The sequence below is a fragment of the Pandoraea captiosa genome (genome assembly GCF_902459775.1).
In the GTDB taxonomy this organism is placed as follows: Bacteria; Pseudomonadota; Gammaproteobacteria; order Burkholderiales; family Burkholderiaceae; genus Pandoraea; species Pandoraea captiosa.
In genome coordinates this window covers 242541-265670 of record NZ_CABPSQ010000003.1, presented here as the reverse complement: position 1 = coordinate 265670, position 23130 = coordinate 242541, and the positions used below count along the sequence as shown (strand labels likewise).

19 protein-coding genes are annotated in these 23130 nt (G+C 64.1%); 9 read left to right on the top strand and 10 right to left on the bottom strand.

The features are described from left to right. The first annotated feature begins 231 nt into the window (after positions 1-231). Positions 232-1020, top strand: coding sequence for an alpha/beta hydrolase family protein (locus PCA31118_RS11755; RefSeq protein WP_150625397.1), 789 nt, complete (start codon positions 232-234; stop codon positions 1018-1020). Positions 1021-1028: 8 nt separating this feature from the next. Then, positions 1029-2510 carry an MATE family efflux transporter gene (locus PCA31118_RS11750; protein WP_150625396.1) on the top strand — a complete coding sequence of 494 codons (1482 nt, stop codon included), beginning with the start codon at positions 1029-1031 and terminating at the stop codon, positions 2508-2510. 24 nt (positions 2511-2534) lie between these two features. Here the strand turns inward: PCA31118_RS11750 and PCA31118_RS11745 are convergent, their stop codons facing one another. After that, complete coding sequence (locus PCA31118_RS11745; protein ID WP_150625395.1) at positions 2535-3452, bottom strand: LysR family transcriptional regulator; 918 nt, start codon at positions 3450-3452, stop codon at positions 2535-2537. 102 nt (positions 3453-3554) lie between these two features. Between PCA31118_RS11745 and PCA31118_RS11740 the strand changes: the two genes are divergently transcribed. From PCA31118_RS11740 to mdoH, 3 genes are all read left to right on the top strand, one after another. Further along, positions 3555-4205 carry a LysE family translocator gene (locus tag PCA31118_RS11740; protein WP_150625394.1) on the top strand — a complete coding sequence of 217 codons (651 nt, stop codon included), beginning with the start codon at positions 3555-3557 and terminating at the stop codon, positions 4203-4205. Between the two features lie 374 nt (positions 4206-4579). After that, positions 4580-6103: a glucan biosynthesis protein G gene (locus PCA31118_RS11730; protein ID WP_150625674.1), complete on the top strand. Its 1524-nt coding sequence runs from the start codon at positions 4580-4582 to the stop codon at positions 6101-6103. Next, the gene (mdoH, locus tag PCA31118_RS11725; RefSeq protein WP_425495358.1) at positions 6067-8799 is read left to right on the top strand and encodes a glucans biosynthesis glucosyltransferase MdoH; all 2733 of its coding nucleotides are present in this window, start codon (positions 6067-6069) and stop codon (positions 8797-8799) included. The genes PCA31118_RS11730 and mdoH overlap by 37 nt, the downstream gene beginning before the upstream one ends. Positions 8800-8909: 110 nt before the next feature. Here mdoH and PCA31118_RS11720 read toward each other — a convergent pair whose 3' ends face one another. Next, the gene (locus PCA31118_RS11720) at positions 8910-9674 is read right to left on the bottom strand and encodes a peptidoglycan DD-metalloendopeptidase family protein (protein WP_150625392.1); all 765 of its coding nucleotides are present in this window, start codon (positions 9672-9674) and stop codon (positions 8910-8912) included. Between the two features lie 500 nt (positions 9675-10174). Here PCA31118_RS11720 and PCA31118_RS11715 point away from each other — a divergent pair, with 500 nt between their 5' ends. From PCA31118_RS11715 to PCA31118_RS11705, 3 genes are all read left to right on the top strand, one after another. After that, entirely contained in the window at positions 10175-10378 is a 204-nt protein-coding gene (locus PCA31118_RS11715) for a cold-shock protein (protein ID WP_044456973.1), read from the top strand. Between the two features lie 230 nt (positions 10379-10608). Continuing rightward, on the top strand, positions 10609-11247 hold the full coding sequence (locus PCA31118_RS11710) for a LysE family translocator (protein WP_150625391.1): 639 nt from the start codon (positions 10609-10611) through the stop codon (positions 11245-11247). 332 nt (positions 11248-11579) lie between these two features. Next, positions 11580-12347 (top strand): flagellar brake protein, encoded by a 768-nt coding sequence (locus PCA31118_RS11705; RefSeq protein WP_174990434.1) that lies wholly within the window; start codon positions 11580-11582, stop codon positions 12345-12347. A 28-nt stretch (positions 12348-12375) separates the two neighbouring features. On the opposite strand, the gene PCA31118_RS11700 is transcribed toward PCA31118_RS11705, so the two are convergent. The 8 genes from PCA31118_RS11700 to PCA31118_RS11665 form a co-directional block, all read right to left on the bottom strand. Beyond that, entirely contained in the window at positions 12376-13506 is a 1131-nt protein-coding gene (locus PCA31118_RS11700) for a helix-turn-helix transcriptional regulator (RefSeq protein WP_150625389.1), read from the bottom strand. A 163-nt stretch (positions 13507-13669) separates the two neighbouring features. Then, complete coding sequence (locus PCA31118_RS11695; protein WP_150625388.1) at positions 13670-15019, bottom strand: hemolysin family protein; 1350 nt, start codon at positions 15017-15019, stop codon at positions 13670-13672. Between the two features lie 246 nt (positions 15020-15265). After that, positions 15266-16177, bottom strand: a complete 912-nt coding sequence (locus PCA31118_RS11690; RefSeq protein WP_150625387.1) for a LysR family transcriptional regulator — start codon at positions 16175-16177, stop codon at positions 15266-15268. A gap of 121 nt (positions 16178-16298) precedes the next feature. Beyond that, entirely contained in the window at positions 16299-17126 is an 828-nt protein-coding gene (locus PCA31118_RS11685) for a dioxygenase family protein (RefSeq protein ID WP_150625386.1), read from the bottom strand. 103 nt (positions 17127-17229) lie between these two features. Next, complete coding sequence (locus PCA31118_RS11680; protein WP_150625385.1) at positions 17230-17634, bottom strand: DoxX family protein; 405 nt, start codon at positions 17632-17634, stop codon at positions 17230-17232. A 179-nt stretch (positions 17635-17813) separates the two neighbouring features. Then, positions 17814-19073 (bottom strand): glycolate oxidase subunit GlcF, encoded by a 1260-nt coding sequence (gene glcF / locus PCA31118_RS11675; protein ID WP_150625384.1) that lies wholly within the window; start codon positions 19071-19073, stop codon positions 17814-17816. Between the two features lie 18 nt (positions 19074-19091). Next, positions 19092-20225 (bottom strand): glycolate oxidase subunit GlcE, encoded by a 1134-nt coding sequence (gene glcE / locus PCA31118_RS11670; RefSeq protein WP_150625383.1) that lies wholly within the window; start codon positions 20223-20225, stop codon positions 19092-19094. Further along, positions 20225-21751 (bottom strand): FAD-linked oxidase C-terminal domain-containing protein, encoded by a 1527-nt coding sequence (locus tag PCA31118_RS11665; protein WP_150625382.1) that lies wholly within the window; start codon positions 21749-21751, stop codon positions 20225-20227. The genes glcE and PCA31118_RS11665 overlap by 1 nt, the downstream gene beginning before the upstream one ends. Positions 21752-22189: 438 nt before the next feature. On the opposite strand from PCA31118_RS11665, the gene PCA31118_RS11660 reads away from it, so the two are divergent. Then, positions 22190-23008: a FadR/GntR family transcriptional regulator gene (locus PCA31118_RS11660; RefSeq protein WP_174990433.1), complete on the top strand. Its 819-nt coding sequence runs from the start codon at positions 22190-22192 to the stop codon at positions 23006-23008. Positions 23009-23130: the final 122 nt, after the last annotated feature.

The window sequence follows — 23130 nt, the reverse complement described above, 5'->3', positions numbered from 1 at the left end:
ATGCTCGGAAAGTCGTGCAGGGCCGTGGGACGATCGTTCGGGACGTTACTCGTCGCGCTCGGCACCTGCGGCGTCGGCGCGTCCCTGCTCGCGACGTTCTCGTCTCACGTTTTCGCAGCCGACACCGCGGCGCCGGCGCCCGCGGCAGCTGCGAACAAAACGGCGACCAAAACGGCGCCGGGATCTGCATCCTCCGCACCCTCTGCATCCGCCCAGGCAAGCAACACGTCCATGGCAACCGGCGCTGATGAGCGGGTATTACGCAGCGACGGCGCCTACGTCAATCTCCATGTCTTCCGTCCTCCGGCCGCCTGCAACGGCGTGGCCGTGCTCAGCCCCGGCGCGGGCGACGACCGCGACGCGCTGTCGTGGCTCGGCCGTGCCCTCTCGAAGTACGGCTGGCTCACGGTGACGATGGCGCACAAGGAGAGCGGGCGCGAATCGCTGCGCGAGCGGGTACGCACCGGCGGACTGCGAGACGGTTTGCTGGCACTCACTACGGATCCCGAAACGTATGACGACCGGCTCGAAGATACCGGCGCGGCCCTGCATTGGGCGAGGGCGCAATGTCGCTCGGGGCCGGCGGTGCTCGCCGGGCATTCCATGGGGGCGGTCACCGTGATGATCGAGGCGGGCGCCAAGAACAAACTCGGCCTCGACGGCGACGACCGCTTCGACGGCTATATCGCGCTGTCCCCGCAGGGCAAAGGATCGATTTTCCCGGCCGGGGCATGGCATGACATCCATAAGCCCGTGCTGCTCGTGACGGGCACGCGCGACGAACCGCTCGACGGCAAATGGCAGACGCGCACCGAGCCGTTCGCCGACATGCCCCCCGGCTGTCACTGGCTGGCGGTCGTCGACGGGGCGACGCATTTCAACTTTGCGGGGTTCGGCTATGGCCATGGCGAAATCGAGGCCAAGGTGCTGCCGCTGATCCAGCGCTTTCTCGACAACTTACGCGGACATCGATGCACGGTGCCGACGCCCGCCACCGGCGTGAAGTTCGACGCGAAATAAGGCAGACCATGGCCGAAAAGGACCTTACGCGCGGCCCCATCGGCAAAACCTTGTTCTGGTTTTCGCTGCCGGTGCTTGGCAGCAATGTGCTTCAGTCGCTCAATGCGTCGATCAACGCCATGTGGATCGGCCATTATCTGGGCGAGTCGGCGCTCACTGCGGCGTCTAACGCCAACATCCTGCTGTTCTTCCTGCTTGGTGTCGTGTTTGGCATCAGCATGGCCAACACCATTCTCATCGGCCAGTCCATCGGCGCGAAGAACCCGGTGCTCACGCGGCGTATCGTCGGCACGAGCGCAACGTTCTTCATCCTGATGTCGGTGGCCGTCTCCGCATTCGGCTATGTCTTCACGCCGGAGTTGCTCCAGGCGCTCGGCACGCCGACCGACGCGCGCGAGTTCGCCATCGCGTATCTGCGCATCATCTTCGTGGCGTTGCCGGTCATGTATTTCTACAACTTCGTCATGATGGCCTTGCGCGGCGCGGGCGATGCGCGCACGCCGTTTCGCTTCATGCTGCTCTCGGTGGGGCTCGACGTCGCACTCAACCCGCTGCTCATCTTCGGCTGGGGACCGATTCCGCCGTTCGGTATCGCCGGGTCGGCGGGGGCCACGCTCATCGCGCAAACACTGAGCCTCGCCGCGCTCATGTACACGTTGTATCGACGTCGTGACCCGCTATGGCTGCAACGCAAGGACTGGAAGTATCTGCGCATCGACATGGGGCTGTTGCGGCTGATCGTTGTGAAGGGCTTGCCGATGGGGTTGCAGATGGTCGTGATCTCGTCGTCTGCGATGGTCATGATGGGCTTCGTCAACGGCTACGGCTCGCAGACGACGGCGGCTTATGGCGTGGCGTCGCAATTGTGGACGTATGTGCAGATGCCGGCGCTGGCCATTGGCGCAGGCGTGTCGTCCATGACGGCGCAGAACGTCGGCGCGGGACTGTGGGACCGCGTCTCGAAGATCGGGCGCGTAGGCGTCGGGCTGAACTTCGTAATGACCGGCGCGCTGGTCATCGCCATTCTGTTGTTCAACAAGCAGTTCATGAACGCGTTCCTGCCAGGCGATGGCTATGCCATTTCGGTGGCAAAGCACATCAATGCGGTCGTCGCATGGTCGTTCGTGCTGTTCGGCGTGACCATCGTGTTGTTCGGTGTGGTGCGCGCAACGGGCGCGGTCACGGCGCCGCTCGTCATTCTGTTCGTCTCGCAGTGGGTGATCCGGCTGCCGTTTGCGTGGCAGATGCAGAAAACCTGGGGAGCCGAAGCGATCTGGTGGAGCTTCCCGCTGGGGTTCGCCGTATCGCTCGTCATGGCGCTTGCGTACTACAAGTGGGGCAACTGGCGCGGTGTGCGCATGCTGCCGAAGGGCCCGCCCGCAGTGGCGCAGACCGAAGACGCCGCGAGCGCCGCCGCAGGACCGGCACCGGTCCCTCTGCCGCCATCGGCGCCGCCCACGAGTAGCTCTCGCGACGAGCCCCGGGCGTGATCGCCGTCCTCCACTCCCTCTATCTCAATGCGGATTGACGATCCACGGCGCGGCTGCCTCGGCCAGCGCGTGGCGCAGCCATTCCAGCAATGCCTGCTTCGCCGGATTCGCGGCGAACGGCTCGCGCGACAGTGCGACATAGCCTGAACCGTCGCGCAGGAATCCGTAGGGCGCCACGAGACGCCCGGCGCGCAACTCGTCGCACACCATGTAGACCGATCCGATCGCCGCACCAAGTCCGGCCCCCGCCGCTTGCAAGCTCAGATAGAAGTGCTCGAACGGCGGTGTGGTCGCGCCGATGTCCAGGGCGGGCTGCGCCAACACCGAAGGCGATTGCGCGTTCGTCTGCATCGCGCGCTGCCAGTCTTGCCATGCATGAGGGCGCGTACGCGTGTTCAGCCGGGACAGGCGAGGGGCGTCGAAGACGTTGGGAAGACCGACGGGGCCGATCCATTCGTCCGCCAGCGGTTCGGCCGAGAGCGAATGCCCCCAGAAAAAGTCGTTGCGTCGGATCGCGACGTCGACCCGCGTGCTTTCGAAGTCGAGCGGCCCGCCCGCAGAGTGCAGGTGCAGTGCGATGTCGGGATGTGCCTGCGCGAAGGCGCCCAGCCGCGGGATGAGCCATCGCATGGCGAGGGTGGGTTCGCAGGAGACGACGAGGGCGGTCGAGGTGGCGAGCGGCTGGAGGCTCGCCACGGTTGTGGCGAGGTGCTCGAACATCTGTCGCGTGGTCGCGTGAAGTCGAACGCCGGCGGGGGTGAGAAAGACGGCGCGATTGCGGCGCTCGAACAGGGGCAGCCCAAGCGCGAGTTCGAGCGTTCGAATCTGGCGGCTGACGGCGCCATGCGTGACGAACAGGCGCTCGGCGGCACGCGCGAAGCTGAGTTCGCTGGCGGCGACGTCGAAGACGTGCAGGGCGTTCAGGGGCAGGGGGCGCTTCATACGTGAGAAATTATCACGGATGAAAGGTCGAAAACATCGTTTTTCTTGCGGTAGATCCTTACGGAGAATGTGTCTCCGGAAACGAATCTGTGAGAATTCATCATGCAAGAGATGTTGGCGGTCATGACCATCACCGTGCTCGCGGTGATCAGCCCGGGCGCCGATTTCGCCATGGTGACGCGCGAGAGCTGGCGTCACGGCAGGCGGGCGGGGTTATGGGCCGCGCTGGGCATTGCGGCGGGCGTGCAGGTGCATGTGGCATACACCCTGGTGGGCGTGGGGTTGCTGATCGTGCAGGTGCCGTGGCTGTTTACCGGCATCAAGTGGATCGGCGCCGCGTATCTGATGTACATCGGCTGGCGCACGCTTCGGGACCGGTCGCCGGTGGTGGACGTGACCCAGGACCGCGCCGCGAAGTCACTGGGCGAGGGGGCCGCCGGCGAATCCCAATGGCGCGAGGCGATGCAGGCGCTGCGCACCGGCTTTCTGACCAACGCATTGAACCCGAAGTGCACGCTGTTCGTGGTGAGTACCTTCACGCAGGTTGTGCACCCGGGCACGGGATGGGGGCTGGGACTGGCCTACGGCGCGTTCATGTCGTTCGCGCATTGGGCATGGTTCAGCCTGGTGGCGCTGGGTTTCTCGGCCGGATGGATGCGCGCGGCCATGGTCAGGCAGCAGCAACTGGTCAGGCGCACGATCGGCGGCGCGCTGATGACGCTGGGCGGATTGCTCGCGATGGCCAGCCGATAGGGGAGGTAAGCGGTGAAGTAAGCGGTGAAGTAAGCGGTGAAGTAAGCGGCGAAGTAAGCGGCGAAGTAAGCTGTGAAGCTAGCGGTGAAATTTGCGAAAAACCGGGGATAAATTGGCAGAAAAGGCGACGAAATCCTTTCCAATGGTCCATTGGTCACAAATAGTCACAAATTTGTGAGTCGCCGGAACCGCCGTCACAGCAGACGATTGAGGTAATGTGAGTGCCCGCTTCGAAGGTTTTGCCGATGCATCTTTAGTCAATCGGTGAATGAACGGGTAAAATTGCGCGTTCGGCGCACGCTGGCTACGGTCGGCACGCGCGTTACATGCCCTTTCCACTGCCGATGGATTTCCTGCCCAACGCCGTTTACCGCATGATTTCCCACCGTGCCCTGCGCGTAGCGATCGCCAGCGCGCTCAGTGTCTGCGCGCTCGTCTCGGGGGCGGCGCATGCTTTCTCGCTCGACGACGTTGCCAAACAGGCCCGCACGCTCGCGAACAGCCGCTACAAGCCCAAGGATCCGAACCTCCCCAAGGAGCTTCAGAACCTCACGTACGACCGCTACCGCAACATCCGCTTCAAGCCCGACAAGGCGCTGTGGCGTTCGCAAAAGCTGCCGTTCGAGCTGATGTTCTTCCACGAAGGCTCGTACTACGACCGTCCCGTGAAGATCAACGAACTCGCGGGCAACAGCGTACGTGAAATCCGCTACAGCCCCGACATGTTCGACTTCGGCGCGATCAAGGTCGATCCGAAGCAACTGCGCGGCCTCGGCTTCGCGGGGTTCCGCATCCACTTCCCGGTCAACACACCGAAGTACAAGGACGAAGTCATGGTCTTCCTCGGCGCGAGCTATTTCCGCGCGCTGGGCAAGAACCAGACCTACGGCCTGTCCGCTCGCGGCCTGGCGCTCGACACGGCGCTGAACTCGGGCGAAGAATTTCCGCGCTTCACCGAATTCTGGATCCAGCGTCCCGCGCCCGGCGCCAAAGAACTCATCATCTACGCACTGCTCGATTCGCCGCGCGCGACCGGGGCGTACCGCTTCACGCTGCGCCCGGGTGTCGACACCACCGTCGACGTGAAATCCGAATTGTTCCTGCGCGAGAACGTCACCAAGCTCGGGATTGCGCCGCTCACCAGCATGTTCTTCTTTGGCGAAAATCAGCCGGCATCCGTGCCCGACTATCGCCCCGAAGTGCATGACTCCGACGGCCTGTCCATTCAGTCCGGCACCGGCGAATGGATCTGGCGCCCGCTCGTCAATCCCAAGCGTCTGCTGGTGTCGTCCTTCTCGTTGTCCAACCCGGGCGGTTTCGGGCTGGTGCAGCGTGATCGCGACTTCAGTAACTACCAGGACCTTGAGGACCATTATGAGTTACGTCCGAGCGCCTGGGTCGAACCGAAGGGCAAATGGGGACAAGGCCGCGTAGAGTTGGTACAAATTCCCACGCCGGATGAAACGAACGACAACATCGTCGCCTACTGGGTGCCCGATGCGCCGCCCAAGCCCAAGGAAGCCTATTCGCTTGAGTATCGTCTGACGTGGCAAAAGGATAACGAGAAGCGCCCGCCGCTGGCGTGGGTGACGCAGAGCCGCCGGGGGCACGGCTACCGGGGAAAACCAGACGACAGTCTGCTGTTCGCGCTCGACTTCGAGGGCCCGGCGCTCAAGAAGCTGCCGGACGATGCCAAGGTCGACGGCAATGTGTCCATCGACGGCAACGGCAAGATCCTCGAAGTGCAGACGCAGCGCAATGACGTCACGGGAGGCTATCGCGTCATGCTTCGCATGCGCCGCCTCGATTCCGAGAAACCCGTCGAAATGCGCGCTTACCTGCGCAACGGCAGTAACACCCTATCCGAAACGTGGAGCTACCTGTTACCCCCCGAGTGAGCGAGCGCTCCGATATTCCGGTCGACGAGTTGTACGTCGACCGGCTGCCTCTGCCCGCCGAGAAGCGTCGCGCCCTGCTCGCGCAAGCCAAGCGTGACGGCGGCGATTCGCTCGACGTCCTCACACGCTTGCAGCGTCTGCTCGCGCGCGTGACGAACGTCGCTGGCGAGGGCGCGTCGTCCGCAGGCGAAGTCCCGGCGGCGGTCGCTTCCGCCGATGATGCCGCTGACGCCGCTGACGCCGCTGACGCCGCTGACGCCGCTGACGCCGCTGACGTTGCAAACGCGGCTGCCGGTGCCGCGCATGGGCAAACCGAAAGCGCCGGTGTGGCCACTGCGGTGGCGACGGCGGCGTGGCACGCCCATGACCTTGCCGAGATCGAGTCCGACAGCGACGCCGTGCTCGCGTCGCAACCGGTGCGCCTTGCGCTCACCGAGGGCGGCTCGCTGGCCGCTGCGGCCGGGCTGGACGAGGTGCGCGGGGTGCAGACGTTGCGCGTCGCGCCGCCGGTGCGCCGCACGTCGCTCATCCCACGTCCGTGGTCGCTCAATCCGCTCGCGCGCCTGTGGCGCAAGCTCACGGGCCGCAAGGACCCCGATCCGCTCGTGCGCGACGCGCCCGATCCCAAGGGCAAATGGTCGCAGGCGGGACGCCGTCGCCGCTGGATGTTGCTCGCCCTGATGATCGCGCAAACGGCGCTCGCCACGCATTTCATGGCGTCGGTGTTGCCGTATCACGGCGCCGATCCGCTCGAATTTGCCGTGCTGGTGCTGTTTGTGCTGCTTTTCGGCTGGGTCTCGGCGGGATTCTGGACGGCCATCTTCGGTTTCTTCGTCCTGCTCGTCGGCGGCGAGCGTCACATGATCTCGAAGATGGCGGCGGGCGACGCGCCTATCGCACCCGACGCGCGTACCGCCATCGTCATGCCGATCTGCAATGAAGACGTCGGCCGGGTGTTCGCCGGCCTGCGCGCGACGTACGAATCGCTCGCCAAGACCGACTCGCTGGACCGCTTCGACTTCTTCATCCTGTCCGACTCCAACGAAGCGGATAACTGCACCGCCGAAGTCGATGCGTGGCAGGCGCTGTGCCGCGAGGTCGGCGGATTCGGTCGCATTTTCTATCGCCGTCGTCAGCGGCGAGTCAAGCGCAAGAGCGGCAACCTCGACGACTTCTGCCGTCGCTGGGGCAGCGACTATCGCTACATGATCGTGCTCGACGCGGACAGCGTCATGAGCGGCGAATGCCTGACCAAGCTCGCGCGCATGATGGAAGCGCATCCGAGCGCCGGTCTGATTCAGACGGCGCCGCTCGCGGCCGGTCGCGAGACGTTTTACGCGCGTCTGCAACAGTTCGCCGGCCGCGTCTACGGTCCGCTTTTCACCGCTGGCCTGCACTACTGGCAACTCGGCGAATCGCACTACTGGGGCCACAACGCCATCATTCGTCTGAAGCCCTTCATGGAGCACTGCGCGCTCGCGCCGCTGCCGGGCAAGGGGGCCATGTCCGGTGCGATTCTGTCGCATGACTTCGTCGAGGCTGCGCTGATGCGGCGCGCGGGCTGGGGCGTGTGGATCGCCTACGATCTGCCGGGCAGCTATGAAGAGATGCCGCCGAACCTGCTCGACGAGCTCAAACGCGATCGTCGCTGGTGTCAGGGCAACCTGATGAACTTCCGTCTGTTCCTCGCGGAAGGTATGCACCCGGTGCATCGTGCCGTGTTCGTCACCGGCGCCATGGCGTATGTGTCGGCGCCGCTGTGGTTCATCTTCCTGATTCTCTCGACCTGCCTGCTGGCCAAGCATACGTTGGTCGTGCCGGAATACTTCACCGCGCCGCGCCAGTTGTTCCCGGTGTGGCCGGAGTGGCACCCGGAGCGCGCACTGGCGCTCTTCTCGGCCACGGCCACGCTGCTCTTCCTGCCGAAGATTCTGGCAGTGCTGCTCATCTGGGTGAAGGGCGCCAAGCGCTTCGGCGGCTGGTTCGCGGTCACGCTCAGCATGTTCATCGAGATGGTGTTCTCTGCCGTGCTGGCGCCGGTGCGCATGCTGTTTCACACGCAGTTCGTGCTGGCCGCGCTTACCGGTATCGCCATCCAGTGGAAGTCGCCACCGCGCGAGGATGCGCAGACGCATTGGGGCGAAGCGATTCGCCGCCACGGACTGCAAACGCTGATCGGCATGGGCTGGGGCGGCGTCGTCTACTGGCTCAATCCGGACTTCATCTGGTGGCTGATGCCGATCGTCGGGTCGATGATGATCTCGATTCCGGTGTCGGTGTTTTCCAGCCGCGTCTCGCTCGGCCGTGGTCTGAAGCGTGCCCGTTTGTTCCTCATCCCCGAGGAATCGTGGCCGCCGAAGGAGTTGCGCATGACCGAGAAGTACACCAGCGAGACGGGCAAGCATGTCGATTTCGTCGATGCCGTGGTCGATCCGATGGCCAACGCGCTGATCGCATCGAGCGTGAAGCCGACGCTCGACGATGCGAAGCGCGACGCGGTGCGCGCCGGTCGTGTGGAAACTGCCCTGCTCAGAGGGCCGACCAAGCTGAGCAACACGCAAAAGTGGGAATTGCTCAACGACCCGCGCGCCCTTGCCGCGCTGCATTTGCTGGTATGGACCGACCCGCGGGCTCACCCGGAGTGGTGCGACGCGCGCGCCAACGGCTTGTCGCAAGGGTTTCTGGCGTCGGCGTGAGCGTCGGCCTCACCACGGTCAGATTGCGCTTCGAACGGCGAATGAAAAACGGCAAGGCATCGCGCCTTGCCGTTTTTTTTGATGTGCCGGACCGGTTGCGTGCGCGTTGCTCAGCGCGGCGGCAGGAACTCGTTCGGATTGAACGGCGTGCCCTTTTGACGCACTTCGAAGTGCAGCTTGACGATGCCGTGCGAGTCGGTGTCGCCCATCCTGGCAATCGTCTGGCCCTTCGAGACCGATGCGCCTTCCTTGACCAGCAATTCCCGGTTGTGCGCATACGCCGTGAGATAGCCGTTTTCGTGCTGAATCATCACGAGATTGCCGTAGCCACGCAAGCCGTTACCGGCATAGACCACCTTGCCGGCCGCCGCAGCGTAGATCGGGTCTCCCGACTGACCGCCGATGTCGATGCCTTTGTTGCTGCTGCCGTTGTAGTTTGCGAGGATCTTGCCCGTGGCGGGCCAGGTCATCGGAATCTTGTTCGTCGCTATGCGGGGGGCTGCCGGCGCCGGTGCGGGCTTCGCGGCAGGTTTCGATGGCTTGGTCTGCGGGCGGGGCCGCGTCGCCGCACTGGCGCCTGACGAAGCCGCCGGCGCGGGCGTGCTCGTCGCACCGGGCGGCGGCACCACGCGCAATACCTGACCGACTTCGATCTTGTCGGCGTCGGGCAAACTGTTCCAGCGCACCAGATCGGCCGTGCTCGCGTTGTTGGCCCGTGCAATGCCGTAGAGCGTGTCGCCGGATTGCACCCGATAGCTGCCGGCGGGCACCGGACCATAGGTCGGCGAACCGGCGCAGGCGGCCAGTGTTGCGCAAACGGCCAGACTGATCAGATGCGTGCGGCACCGGGCGAGCCAGTGGAACTGGCCGGGCATGCGAATTTCGGTTTGCGATCGCAAGGATCGCGCGAGGTGATTAGGCTCCATCCGTGGGCAAATAAAAAAACTTGGGGGTGGAGGCCCGCCGACGGTCGCGAATCTTTCCCGTCCGGCCACTTTGGGGGAATGTGCGCCCAATAGGGGAAAAACGTTCGAAAACGATTTCAGACAGCACAAAACACGGGCCGGACGCGCGACAACGGCATGGGCGCGGGACAAAACGCCCATTGTACGGGCTGCAACGGCGGGTCGGACACCCAAAGAGCGCCCAAATTCCCCGCTATTTGCGGAAATTGTTACTTAATTTGCGGTATTTCCCCTGTTGACAAGCGTCGGTGTGACACGTATAAAACCAACTGCAGATTGTCAAGCCGCGAAGTTGTTGTCAGACGTAGTTTTCCTGCTTCTCGCTGGTTTCTAGTCCTTCATTTTCCCTTGATTGTCAGCGCATCACGAGGTCATTCCGACCTCAAGCTATTGTTTTATTAGGAAAAAACATGGAAACCGGTACTGTTAAGTGGTTCAACGACGCAAAGGGCTTCGGCTTCATCACCCCGGACGCCGGCGGTGAAGACCTGTTCGCTCACTTCTCGGAAGTGAAGGTTGACGGCTTCAAGTCGCTGCAAGAGAACCAAAAGGTCTCGTTCGAAGTCAAGGTTGGCCCGAAGGGCAAGCAAGCTGCGAACATCAAGCCCATCTAAGGGCTGAGCGCTTCTCGCGATGTTGCCTCGGCCTTCGGGCGGGGCGATATCTCGTGACCGACAGGCTCGATGACGAAAGTCATCGGGCCTGTTTGTTTTTTGTTTCGCGCCTGCCGATTGGTGTGCCATCGTGGTGAATCGTGCAGGACGTGCACGCGGACGATGCTACCGTCACGGTTCGACGCTACAATGCCAAATCGATTTCGCGACACGCTTTTTTCGAGGCAATCATGAGCCTGCAAACGTGGTGGCTGTATGTGGTCACCGTTTTTTTCGTCTCGGCAACGCCGGGGCCGAACATGTTGCTCGTCATGACGCATGGCGCGCGCCATGGTCTGCGTCCGTCGCTCGGCACGATGGCGGGCTGCATGACGGCACTCATCGCCATGATGTCGATTTCCGCCGCAGGTCTGGGCGCGGTGCTCAAGGCCTGGCCGATGCTCTTCGATACCCTGCGATACGCGGGCGCGGCATACCTCATTTACCTCGGTTACAAGAGCTGGCGCTGGCCGGTGGGTAGCCAGGACGAAGCGGCCACATTGGCAACGCCTGCCCTGGCGGCCGACGCGAGCTTCGGCAAGCTCTTCAAGGCGGGCTTCCTGGTCGCTGCCAGCAATCCGAAGGCCATTCTCTTCGCTGCGGCGTTTCTGCCCCAGTTCATCGATCCGACGGCGGCCAAGGTGCCGCAGTTCTCCATCCTGCTGGGCACGTTCGCCATCATTGAGATGAGCTGGTACCTGGTGTACGCGACCGGCGGCCTGCGCATCGCCCCCTACCTGCGCGAAGCGCGCGTGCTCAAGGCGTTCAATCGCATCAGCGGCGGCGTGTTCATGGGCTTCGGGGCATTGATGGCGGCAGTACATCGCTGATCCGGCGACGGGGGTCGTCGGGCAGCGCAGGCAAGCGCATGAAAGCGCATGAAAGCATGGTAGGCGGGCTTGGGAAGGCCCGGGTGTGGCGCACGATACGGGGAGCAGTAACTTCGGGCGCAGAAGCACTCAATATTTTCGGCCAGTGACCGTTAACGTCCATGACTCAACGTCCCTGACCCGATGCATGAGACGGCAGGCGAGTACCGACGGGCACTCCCTCATGTCGCGATGCCGGTGCCAGGATCTGCGGCATGGCGCGTCGCAACGGCTTTATTACGTACGGATCGTGCGCTCGCGCGGCCCGCACGGGGACAAATAGAAGATCAGGTATGGAAACGACAGAACCGCAGGTGACACCGGCGCCCACGGACGAAGAGTCTCAACTGCATGACACCTATCGCATCAGCAATCCGCTGGAGATCGGTGGCGTGCTGCGTCATCTGGCGACGCGCGGCGACTTCATGACGGTGTACTTCGCGAACGGCCAGCGCCAGCTCGTGACGCGATTGCTCAAGGTCGAACCGCAAGCGCGCGGCTTCTACTTCGATTGGGGTGGCATCGAGACGGAGAACCGCGCGCTGCTCGCCAACAAGCGTGCGCTGTTCGTGGGCGTGCCCGAAGGCATCCAGGTGCATTTCCCGATCGGCGACGTGGAGGAGCGTGAGTACGAAGGGTATCCGGCGTTCTATTCGTCGTATCCGGAAACGCTCGTGCGCCTGCAACGCCGCGACTATTTCCGCGTGAAGACGCCGATCCTCGATCCGTATCAGTGCACTGTCAAATTCCCCGACGAGACGCCGATGCGTCTGGCCGTGTTCGACCTGTCGCTCGGTGGTGTCGGCCTGCGCACGAAGGCCGAGGCGGCCGCTGAAATTCCGAAGGGCTCGATGCTCATGCAGGTCGACATGGAGCTGCGCGACTACGGAACGGTGCAGGTCGATCTGGAAGTCTGCGCGGTGCGCGCCGTGCCGCTGGCAAAGGACATCGAGTATCACATCGGCTGCCGCTTCATCGCACTCTCGCGCACGGCCGAGTCGCGTCTGCAAAAGCTCATCACGCAGCTCGAACTCAATCGCAAGGCGTTCGCACGCGGATAAATCGGCGACGAGCCCACGGGGTCGGCGCTCAGCCCGGCGCGTCGATTCGCAGCGCCGGAATCGCGTGCAGCAGGCGCAGCAGGTCTGCCTGCCGACGGCATCCGGTCTTGTCGAAAATGTGACGTAATTGTGCGCGCGCGGTGTTCACGGCAATGTTGACGTCCTGCGCGTACTGCGCCACCTCGCGGCCCTCGGCCAGCGCCTGCGCGAGCCGGGCCTCGCCCGGTGACAGCCCAAACAGCACCTTCAACGTGTAGGGACCGAACGTCACGCGCCGGTCCAGATCCCCGATCGTGAGCATCGCCATCGGTCGCTGCCACGGCGCGGCGCATGCGTGCGATTCGCGCAGCGGCAGCACCGTGACCACCCAATGGCGTTGATTGTCGCCGTGAAGACGATGGCTGCCCGCCACGGGCATCGGCGCCGTGGCGCCCGCGATCAGACGCCGCATCGCCTGGTCGTCGCTCGGCAGCAACGCCGAGAATTTCCCTGCACGAATCCCGACGTTGCGCGTGTCGCCCAGAATCTGGTGGGCGGCCACGTTCAGATAGTGCACATGGCTCGTTGCGTCGGTAATGACGATGGCCATGTCGAGATGGTCGAGCACAGCCATGCCGATTGCCGCCTGCGCCTGCAGATGACGCGTGCCGGCACGCAGACGCGCTGCTCGCGCAATGTGTTTCGTCAGTGTTTCCAACTCGGGAGCGGCGTCGGCGTCTTCGAACGGTGCGTGATCCGGACTGCGCAGAATCGCCAGCAATTCGCTGGTCCCGTCGGCGCCGTCCAGATGCAGGCCGTACGTGTAGCGCACGCCGTTGGGAATGAGGAATTCGTTGAAGAGCTCGCTACGGGCGACGTAGCGATCGCTCAGGTGATGGTGGCACCGCATGGCATGGCCGACCGGCTGGCGCAGCATGAGCGCCACGCGCGGGTCGGTCGGCGCCAGCTTCTCGACGAACTCGCGAATGAGATCGGGCGAGGCGCTCAGCGATGTCGAGTCGCGTATGGCGCAGTGACGCTCGCGATCCCACGTCACCGAATGGAATCCCATGCCACCGACCCACTCGTTGAAATCGCGCAGCGCGCGATCCCAGCACGCTTCGTCAAGCACGCCGTCGTAGCAGGTGCTGATCAGAGCGTCGAGAGACAACTTCCCCATGTCGTCTTCCCCGTGTCGTCCAACATCACCTCGGCGACGTTGTGACGACCTTATGTGCTGCTTTTGCCCCGCACGTTCGCGTGACCCATCGTTGTGCCTCTATCGGGCGGGGTCACGCATAGTGCGTATTCTGGCAAGGGAACGCGACGGGCATCAACGGGGATCAATGCTCGCGTTGCTGTGTCGCCACATCGGGCGGCTCGCCGCGGGCTTCGCGAACCCCGTCGGGATAGATGCGTACCAGCACGATGCGCGGACCCTGCATCTTCTTGACGACCACCGAGAAGCCGTCGAAGTCGACCTTCTGGCCTTCGCGCGGGAGGTAGCCGAGCGCGTTCATGATCAGGCCACCGACCGATTCCGCGTGCTCGCTCGGGATGTCGATGCCCAGTGCCCGTTCGAGCGTCAGGATCGGCAGGCTGCCGCGTCCGATGAGCGTGCCGTCTTCCATGCGGGTCCAGTCGTCTTCCGTCTGACGGAACTCGTCACGGATTTTGCCGACCAGCGCGGAGAGCAAGTTGTCGAGCGTCAGAAAGCCGATCGGCTTCTGGTCCGGCCATCCCACAATGGCAAAGTGCGGCGCACCCCGACGAAAGCGGCTGAACAGCTCGCGTGCCGGCATGTCGGGCTTCACGCGCTCGACCGGGCGCGCCATGCTGCCCAGATCCTCGATGGGCTGCCCGTGATGTTCTGCGAGGAACAGGTCCTTGAGGTGAACGACGCCGAGCACGGTTTCGCCATCGTTGTCGAAAAACGGATAGCGGCTGTAGCGGTGACGGTACGCCGTATCCATGTTCTGCTTGAACGTGGCGTTGCGGCGAAATGCGGCGACTTCGCTCATCGGCCGCATCAGGTCGGAGACGGTCAAATCGCTGAAATCGATAGCGTAAGCGACCACGTTCCAGTCGTCTCGCGAGAGCTTTTCGCTCGATGCGCCGCGGCGCAAAATCAGTTTGATCTCGTCGGTCGAATAATGGGCGTCGGCGCCATGAGACGGGTCGAGGCCGGTCCAGCGCAGCAGACGGTTGGCGCTGTGGTTCAGGATCCAGATGGCCGGGTACATCAGCCAGTAGAAGCCGTACAACGGCGCCGCCGTCCATACGGACACGGCTTCCGGCATGCGCAGGGCCATCGATTTCGGGGCGAGTTCGCCCACGACGATGTGCAGGTACGAAATCGTGAAGAACGCGATGAAGAACGCCAGCGCGTGGATCAGTTCCGGGGAGCTGACGCCGACGACTTCGAACAGCGGCGTGAGAATGCGCGCGAAGGCCGGTTCACCGATCCAGCCAAGACCGAGCGAGGCGAGCGTGATGCCCAGTTGGCATGCGGAGAGGTAGGTATCGAGTTGGCCATGGACCTTGGCCAGGATACGGCCGCGCCAACCTCGTTGGCGGGCAATGACATGAACGCGCGTCTGGCGCAGTTTGACGAGGCCGAATTCCGCCGCCACGAAAAAGCCGTTGAGGAACACCAGCAGGATCGCAGCGACGATCAGTAAAAAGTTTTCCAAAATAAAAGTAATGGGACGACAGGCCCACCAGTATAAGTGACAAATACCGTTGCCAATAAATATCCGTGGTGATGCGGTGTTTTGCCGACCGTTGATGTGCGGTTCAAGGGGCTTTCGCGGTGGATGGCGGCACATCCCGAGCACGTCGACGAACGTTGCCGGCGAACCGGTGGCGAGCGAGCGGCGAACTGGCCGTGCAACCTTGCCCCAAAAGGCTTTGCCGTCGATCTCGCGGGTCGCCGACGCTCATCGGTTGTCGAGAACGCGCCAGCCCGGCATGGCGAATGCCTCGACGAGGAAGTCGATCATGGCGCGCACCTTGGCGCTCAGGTATTTGCGCGATGGGTACACGACATAGATGCCGCGCTCGCCCTGGGTGTATTCGGACAGAAATTCGACGAGACGGCCGTCGCGCAGCGCGTCCTGCACGAGAAACGCCGGTTGCAGAATGATGCCGCTGCCCGCCACGGCGGCGGCCACGCAGGTGTCGCCATTGTCGGCAATCAGCCGCGCATGTGTCTGAACGGACACAGGACCGTCGGGGCCATCGAAATGCCATTCACGACGATGAAGGAAATAGCTGTAGCCCACCGTTTCATGGCGGGTGAGTTCGCTCGGGTGCTTCGGCGTGCCGCGTTGCGCAAGGTATCCGGGCGAGGCACACAGCACCAGACGCGTGCCGGCCAGCCGTCGATGGACGAGCGAGGAGTCAGGCATACGGGAGATGCGAATCGCCAGGTCGTACCCTTCGTCGACGATGTCGACGAGCCGGTCACTCAGCGTGATGTCGAGGGAAACCTGGGGAAACTGCGCGAGAAACGTGGGCCATAGCGGCGCGAGGTGCAGCACGCCGAACGTATGCGGCGCGTTGATGCGCAGCGGCCCGGTCGGTTCCCCATCCTGCTCACCGGCCATGGAGTCGGCCTCGTCGAGTTCCGCCAGAATCTGGCGGCAACGCTCGACGTAGCGTTGCCCGGGCTCGGTCAGCGACAGGCGACGCGTGGTGCGCTGAAGCAACCGCGTACCCAGGCGCGCTTCCAGATCGGCGACGTAGCGCGAGGCGGCCGTCTTCGAAATGCCCAGCGTGTCGGCGGCCTTCACGAAGCTGCCTGACTCGACCACGGCGATGAAGCATTCGATCTCGCGAAGTTTGTTCATGCCAGGGCACAGCTCCTCAGACGGGGGACGGGATGTCGGGCGGGATGTCGGACGGGACATCCGGGCGCAGCGGGTGGCCGCAAGCCCGAACAAGCTCGAACAAGCCCAAACATTGACGCCGCTATTGTGCCAGCGCGTTCACCTCGGCGAGCGACGGCGCGGCGCTGCCGAATGCGAAGGCGTCCATGCGCAGCGCGCCGTAGGTTGCTCCGGTATCGAAGTGCGTCTGGTGCACAGCGTTGTCGGCCGCTCCCATCGCAACGAAGATCGGCAGCAGGTGCTCGTCCGTGGGATGGGCACGTTCGGCGTGCGGTGCGCGAGCGCGGTAATCGAACAGCGCGTCGAGATCCATCGTGGCCAGGTGTTGTGTGAACCACGCGACGAATTCGGCGAGATACGGCGCCTCTGCACGATCTTCCGACGGAGCGCGGAACACCTCGTGAAGATTGTGCGTGAAGCTGCCGGACGCCACGATCAGCACGCCTTCACGCGCCAGCGGGGCGAGCGTTTGCCCGAGGCGGTACTGATATTCCGGACGCATCTGGCGTTGCAGCGACAACTGCGTCACCGGGATGTCGGCTGCGGGGTACAGATAGCTCAGCGGCACCCACGCACCGTGATCGAGGCCCCACTGGTCGTCGGTGACGGCGGGTAGCCCGGCGTCCCGCAGGCGCTGGGCAGTGCGCTCGGCAAGGGCAGGCGCGCCGGGCGCCGGGTACTCCAGTTCGTACAGTTCGCGCGGGAAGCCGCCGAAATCGTGGATCGTGCGTTGTTGCGCAAGGCTGCCCACGCGCGGTGCGGGCGTCGACCAGTGAGGCGAAATCACGAGGATCTCGCGCGGACGCGGCACCGCACGCCCCAGCGCCGTCAACAACGGGCCGGTGCGGCCGGGATCGACCGCGAGCAGCGGCGAACCGTGGGAGACGAAGAGGGTGGGAAGGGCAGACATGGCAATGACTCCGGCAAAACTACGCTAAACAGATCACGACTGCGAAACGGCGAAACGGCGAAACGGCGAAACTGCGAAACGGCGAAGCAGTCGATGCAGGCATTCAGGCCGTGCGCGAGCGGCGAAGGGCGAATGCACCGTCACCGAGGAGCGCCACGACCAGCAACGCCACCAGCCAGAACGCCGGGAATTCCCAGCCGCCGCCCTTGTTGGCGAACATCCAGCCATTGTGGCCGTGCACCGAGACGATGGTGCCGAGCATCAGCGCGGCGAGCGGGAGGGCTGCCCAGCGTGCGTAAAAGCCGGTAATCAGCATCAGACCACCGACGAGCTCCAGCGCCATCGTGACATAGGCGACGACGGGCGGCAGACCAAGCGATCCCATGAAGCCCACGAAGCCGGGGACGGTGAAGACGAACACCTTGAGCGACAGGTGGGCAAGGAACAGGATACCCAGCGAGACGCGCAGCAGCAGTGCAGCGTACGGGGCGGTTTTGACATCGATCATGACAGGCTCCGGTGAGGGAATCGGGATTTACGGGCTAAATGAATGGACGGTCGTGTCGGTCACAACGCATGACTTCCACTGACTTAACCCCGATTCTAGGGAGCGCAATCGTGCAGATAAACGAGCGGCAAGGGGATTGATTGTCCCGTTCATCGGGACAATCAATCGTGGGGGCATGCTCAGGCGGTTGCGATCAGACGGTCGAGCAGCTCGATCCAGTGCTGCACCGGCGCGTGGTTGCGGGCATGTTCGCCTTTGGCCGTGCCTTGCAGATGGCAGATGCAGCCGACATTGGCCGAGACGACGAGCTCGGGTTCGAGCGCGTCGAGCGATTTCCATTTGGCGTCGCGCAATTGATGCGACAGTTCGGGCTGGGTCACGGAGTAGGTGCCGGCCGAGCCACAGCAGATGTGGCTGTCCTGCGGCAGCATGACCGCGACACCCACCCCGGCAAGCACCTTCTCCACCACCCCTTTGAGCTGCTGGCCGTGTTGCAGCGTGCAAGGCGGGTGGTAGGCGATTTTGCCGTTCTTGCCCGTGAGCCGCTGCGGCACGCGCTTTTGCAGGGTTTCGAGATTGTCGAGCAGCACTTCCGAAAGATCGCGTGCGAGTTCCGAGACCCGTTGCGCCTTGCCCGCGTATTGCGGGTCATGACGCAGGAGATGCCCGTACTCCTTGACCGTCGCCCCGCAACCGGACGCGTTGATCACGATCGCTTGCGCGCCCGCTTCGATCTCGGGCCACCAGGCGTCGATATTGCGACGGATGTCGTTCAGGCCATCGTCGTGATAGTTCAGATGCAGCCGAATCGCGCCACAGCACCCGGCGGACGACGGGCGGATCATTTCGATACCGAGGGCGTCGAGCACGCGTGCCGTGGCCTTGTTGACGTTAGGCAACATGGCCGGTTGCACACAGCCTTCGAGCATCAGCATGCGGCGCGCGTGTCTGGCCTGCGGCCAGCTTCCCGAGCGCTGACGGTGCGGCACCTTCTCGCGCAATGCGCGCGGCAGCAGGCCGCGAAACTGCTGACCGAGGCGCAGCGCGGGCGAGAACAGCGTGCGGTTGGGCAGCACACGTGCGAGTGTCCAGCGAAGCGCGCGCTCGCTCGCGGGGCGGCCGACTTTCGCATCGACGTGACGGCGGCCGATATCGGCCAGCCGTCCGTACTGCACGCCGGACGGACACGTCGACTCGCAACTGCGGCACGTCAGACAGCGGTCCAGATGGCGCTGCGTTTCGCGCGTCACCGGCTGGCCTTCGACCATCTGCTTGATCAGATAGATGCGCCCGCGCGGGCCGTCGAGTTCGTCGCCCAGCAGTTGGTAGGTGGGGCAGGTCGCGGTACAGAATCCGCAATGGACGCATTTGCGGAGAATGGCTTCGGCTTCGTCACCGTCCGGTGTCTGACGGAGGAATTCTGCGAGGTTGGTTTGCATCGTTCTGTAATTAGCGATTTACCGGTACAACCGATGACGGTTGAAGATGCGGCTCGGATCGAATGCTTGTTGAAGACGCTCGCCGATCGCTTGCAGTGCCGCCGGTTGCGGTGTGAAAACGCTCGCCGCACCCGCCGACTTGTTGCCGTGGCGAAACAGCGTAGCATGCCCGCCGACCGCTGCGGCGATTGCGCGGATGTCGGCAGCGGGGCGCGGCGTGATCCACCAGCGCTGTGCACCCCCCCATTCGATCAGTTGCTCGTCGCCATGGGCCAGCGGGGGTGTCGTTGGCGGTACCGACAGACGCCACAGCGGCTCGCCGTCTCCCTGCACGGGGGCGCTGGCGAAGAACGGGTGCGTCTGCTCGCGCAGCGATGCCCAGAAGGCCTGCGCTTCGATGACGTCGACGTGATGGCCGCCCATCGTTGACCGGGCCGCATCGATGGCGGCCGCTGCGCCGCCCAGACGCACGCTTAGCACACCGTCATGCCATGCGGAACCCATTAGCGGCAGCGGCTGACCGCCCCAGCGGTTGAGCTGATCGATCGCCTGGGTCTGTGTCATTGCGAAGCGCAGCGTGGCCTCGGCGACCGGGCACGGCAACACCTTGATCGAGAGTTCGAGCAGCACGCCAAGCGTGCCCAGGGCGCCGGCGAGAACGCGCGAGACGTCGTAACCGGCAACGTTTTTCATCACCTGTCCGCCAAAATGCAGGACTTGTCCGTTACCGTTCATGACGACAGCGCCGAGCACGAAGTCGCGCGGCGCGCCAACGTGCGGGCGGCGCGGCCCGGCGAGTCCGGCGGCGATGCAGCCGCCGAGCGTGGCACCTGCACCGAAATGCGGCGGCTCGAACGGCAGCATCTGCGAGCGCTCGGCCAGTGCCGCTTCGATCTCGGCAAGCGGTGTGCCCGCGCGGGCGGTGATGACGAGCTCGGCCGGGTCGTACGACACGATGCCGCGATAGGCGCGCATGTCGAGCGGCTCGCCGCTCGGTGTCTCGCCGTACCAGCGCTTCGTATTGCCACCGTGAATGTCGAGCGGCGTGCCGCTGGCCGTGGCGGCGAGCACACGTTCGCGAATCGCCGCGAGGGCATGGGCGGCGGCGCTCGCCTGTGTGTCCTGTGATGTGATGGGGAGGACTTGCGACATCAGAACCTCGGCAGATCGGGGTGGGGCAACAGTCCGCCGCGCACATGCAGCTTGCCGTATTCGGCGCAGCGCGCGCGCGTGGGGATTGCCTTGTCGGCATTGAGCAGACCGGCGGGGTCGAAGGCACGCTTCACGGCGAAGAACGCGTCACGCTCTTCCGGCGAGAATTGCACGCACATCGAGTTGATCTTCTCGATGCCTACACCATGCTCGCCTGTCACCGTGCCGCCCAGTTCCACGCAGGCTTCGAGAATGTCGCTGCCGAAGGCCTCGGCGCGGTGCCATTCGTCCAGATCGTTGCCGTTGAAGAGAATCAAGGGGTGCATGTTGCCGTCGCCCGCATGAAAGACGTTGATGCACCGCAGCCCGTATTGCACTTCCATCGCTTCGATGCGCTTGAGCAGCGTGCCGATGGTGCGGCGCGGGATGGTGCCGTCCATGCAGTAATAGTCGGGCGAGATCCGGCCGGCGGCGGGGAAGGCGTTCTTGCGACCGGACCAGAAGCGCAGCCGTTCGGCCTCGGAGGTCGAGACCTGAATGCGGGTGGCGCCCGACGCGCGCAACACGGCCGACACGCGGGCGATCTCTTCGGCGACCTCCTCCGGCGTGCCGTCGGACTCGCACAGCAGGATGGCCGCGGCGTCGAGGTCGTAGCCGGCGTGCACGAACTCTTCCACGGCTTGCGTGGCCGGTTTGTCCATCATCTCCAGACCGGCTGGAATGATGCCCGCCGCGATGATCGCTGCGACGGCGTTGCCACCGGCTTCCACGTCGTCGAAGCTCGCCATGATGACTTGCTGGACCTGCGGCTTGGGGACGAGCTTCACGGTGACTTCGGTCACGACGCAGAACATGCCCTCGCTGCCGATGAACACCGAGAGCAGGTCGAGGCCCGGCGAATCCAGTGCATGGGAGCCGAACTCGACGATCTCGCCGTCCATCGTCACCGCACGCACACGCAGCACGTTGTGCACGGTGAGGCCGTACTTCAGGCAGTGCACGCCGCCCGAGTTTTCGGAGACATTGCCGCCGATGGTGCAGGCGATCTGCGACGACGGATCGGGGGCGTAATAAAGACCGTAGGGTGCTGCGGCTTCCGAGACGGCGAGGTTGCGCACGCCCGGTTGCACGGTAGCGGTACGGGCATACGCGTCGACTTCGAGAATGCGTTTGAATTTCGCCAGCGACAGCACGATGCCGTCGGTAATCGGCATGGCGCCGCCGGACAGGCCCGTGCCCGCACCACGCGGGACAACAGGGACGCCGTGTGCATGACATGCGCGCAGGATGCGGCAGACCTGATCTTCGTCGGCGGGCAGCACCACCGCGAGCGGGAGCTTGCGGTAGGCGGCCAGACCGTCGCATTCGTACGGCGTGATCTGCTCGCGGTCGGTGAGCCATTGGGCGTCGGGCACCGCGGCACGCAACGCGGCGAGGCGGGCCGTGCGCGTGGCGTCGGTCAACGCGTCGAGCACGGGTTCGTCGTCGATGGCGACCGAGCGGGCCGAGTCGGTTGCTGTGGCCATGACCGCAGACGACGTTAACGGGGTAGGGGTAGGGGTAGGGGTAGGGGCCGGGGTCGCGTGCGGATGACGTGCCAGGTCTGGCTGGCCGTTCACCCCGCTGGCGGGGCTATCGTGGGGATTACGCTGACTGGCAGCGGACGACACATTCGATCCCATGGGGCTTGCTCTCGGACGATCGTTGACGTGTAATGACAGTTCACTGGCGTTGGTCTACTGGTAGACTGGTCGACCAGTTGTCGGATGACGTCATCGTAAAGGGAATGATCCGATTTCGACTACCGGGTTAACCCTATATTTGAGGAAGATCCTCTAGTCGCGCCGGGCTAGGGACGGTGAAGTGGGTACGCCCGAAGCCGAGCCGCATCCTGTATCGTGGCGTCTGTGATTTTTCTGTCGAGAACCGAAGCCGACATGCCGTCCAACGAGTCGTCCCTGCCTATGTCCACTCTTTCTGCCAGCGAATCCAACGGGTCGTCGGGGGCCGTCGCCAGTTTTGCGCCGGTCACGCCACCGCCGCGCCTGCGGCTGTCCGACATGGTCTACGAACAACTGGAGACGATGGTCGTCGAAGGCCGGCTCGCACCGGGCTCCGCGTTGCCGTCCGAGCGCGATCTGGCGCAGCAGATGGGCGTGTCGCGTCCGTCGCTGCGCGAAGCCCTTTTGCGTCTTGAGTCGCGGGGACTGATCGTCGGCCGCGCCGGCGGCGGTTATCTGGTCGCCAACGCCAGCCAGCCGCTGCTCGCCGAACCGCTGTCGCAATTGATGTCGCGTCATAGCAAGACGGTGGACGACGTACTGGAAATGCGCGAAGTGCTGGAAGCCAAGGCTGTGGAACTGGCTGCGGAGCGCGCCACGCCGGAGGACATCGCCCGACTGTCGCAAGCGCTCGAAGCGCTGGAGGCGGCTTACGCAGCCGGGCGCGACGGACTCGATGGCGAGGGAGATGCCCGGGGGCAATCGCTTCTGACCCGCGTGCCGGAACTCGACGCGCACTTTCACCTGGCGCTCGCGGAAGCCACGCACAACCTCGTGCTGGTGCATCTGATGCACGCGATCTTCGAGTTGCTGAGAGGATCGGTCGTCGACAATTACCGCGCGATTGTCGGACATGGGGCAGATCTGGCGGAACTCATCGACCAGCACCGCCGCATCTTCAATGCCGTGGCGTCCCACGATGTCGGCAGTGCGCAGCGGTCGTTGCACGAGCACCTGACCTTCATCCGCAACAATTCCGGCGATCCGACTGAATCGGCCTGATCGGCCGGAGCGACCTGGTCGCCTGGATCGACGTTTCCCGCGCGCGCCGAGCGCCGGTAGTGCTGAAAATGCAACTTCCAGGCGACACGCTGACGGCTCTCAGGTGGCTCTCAGGTGGCTCT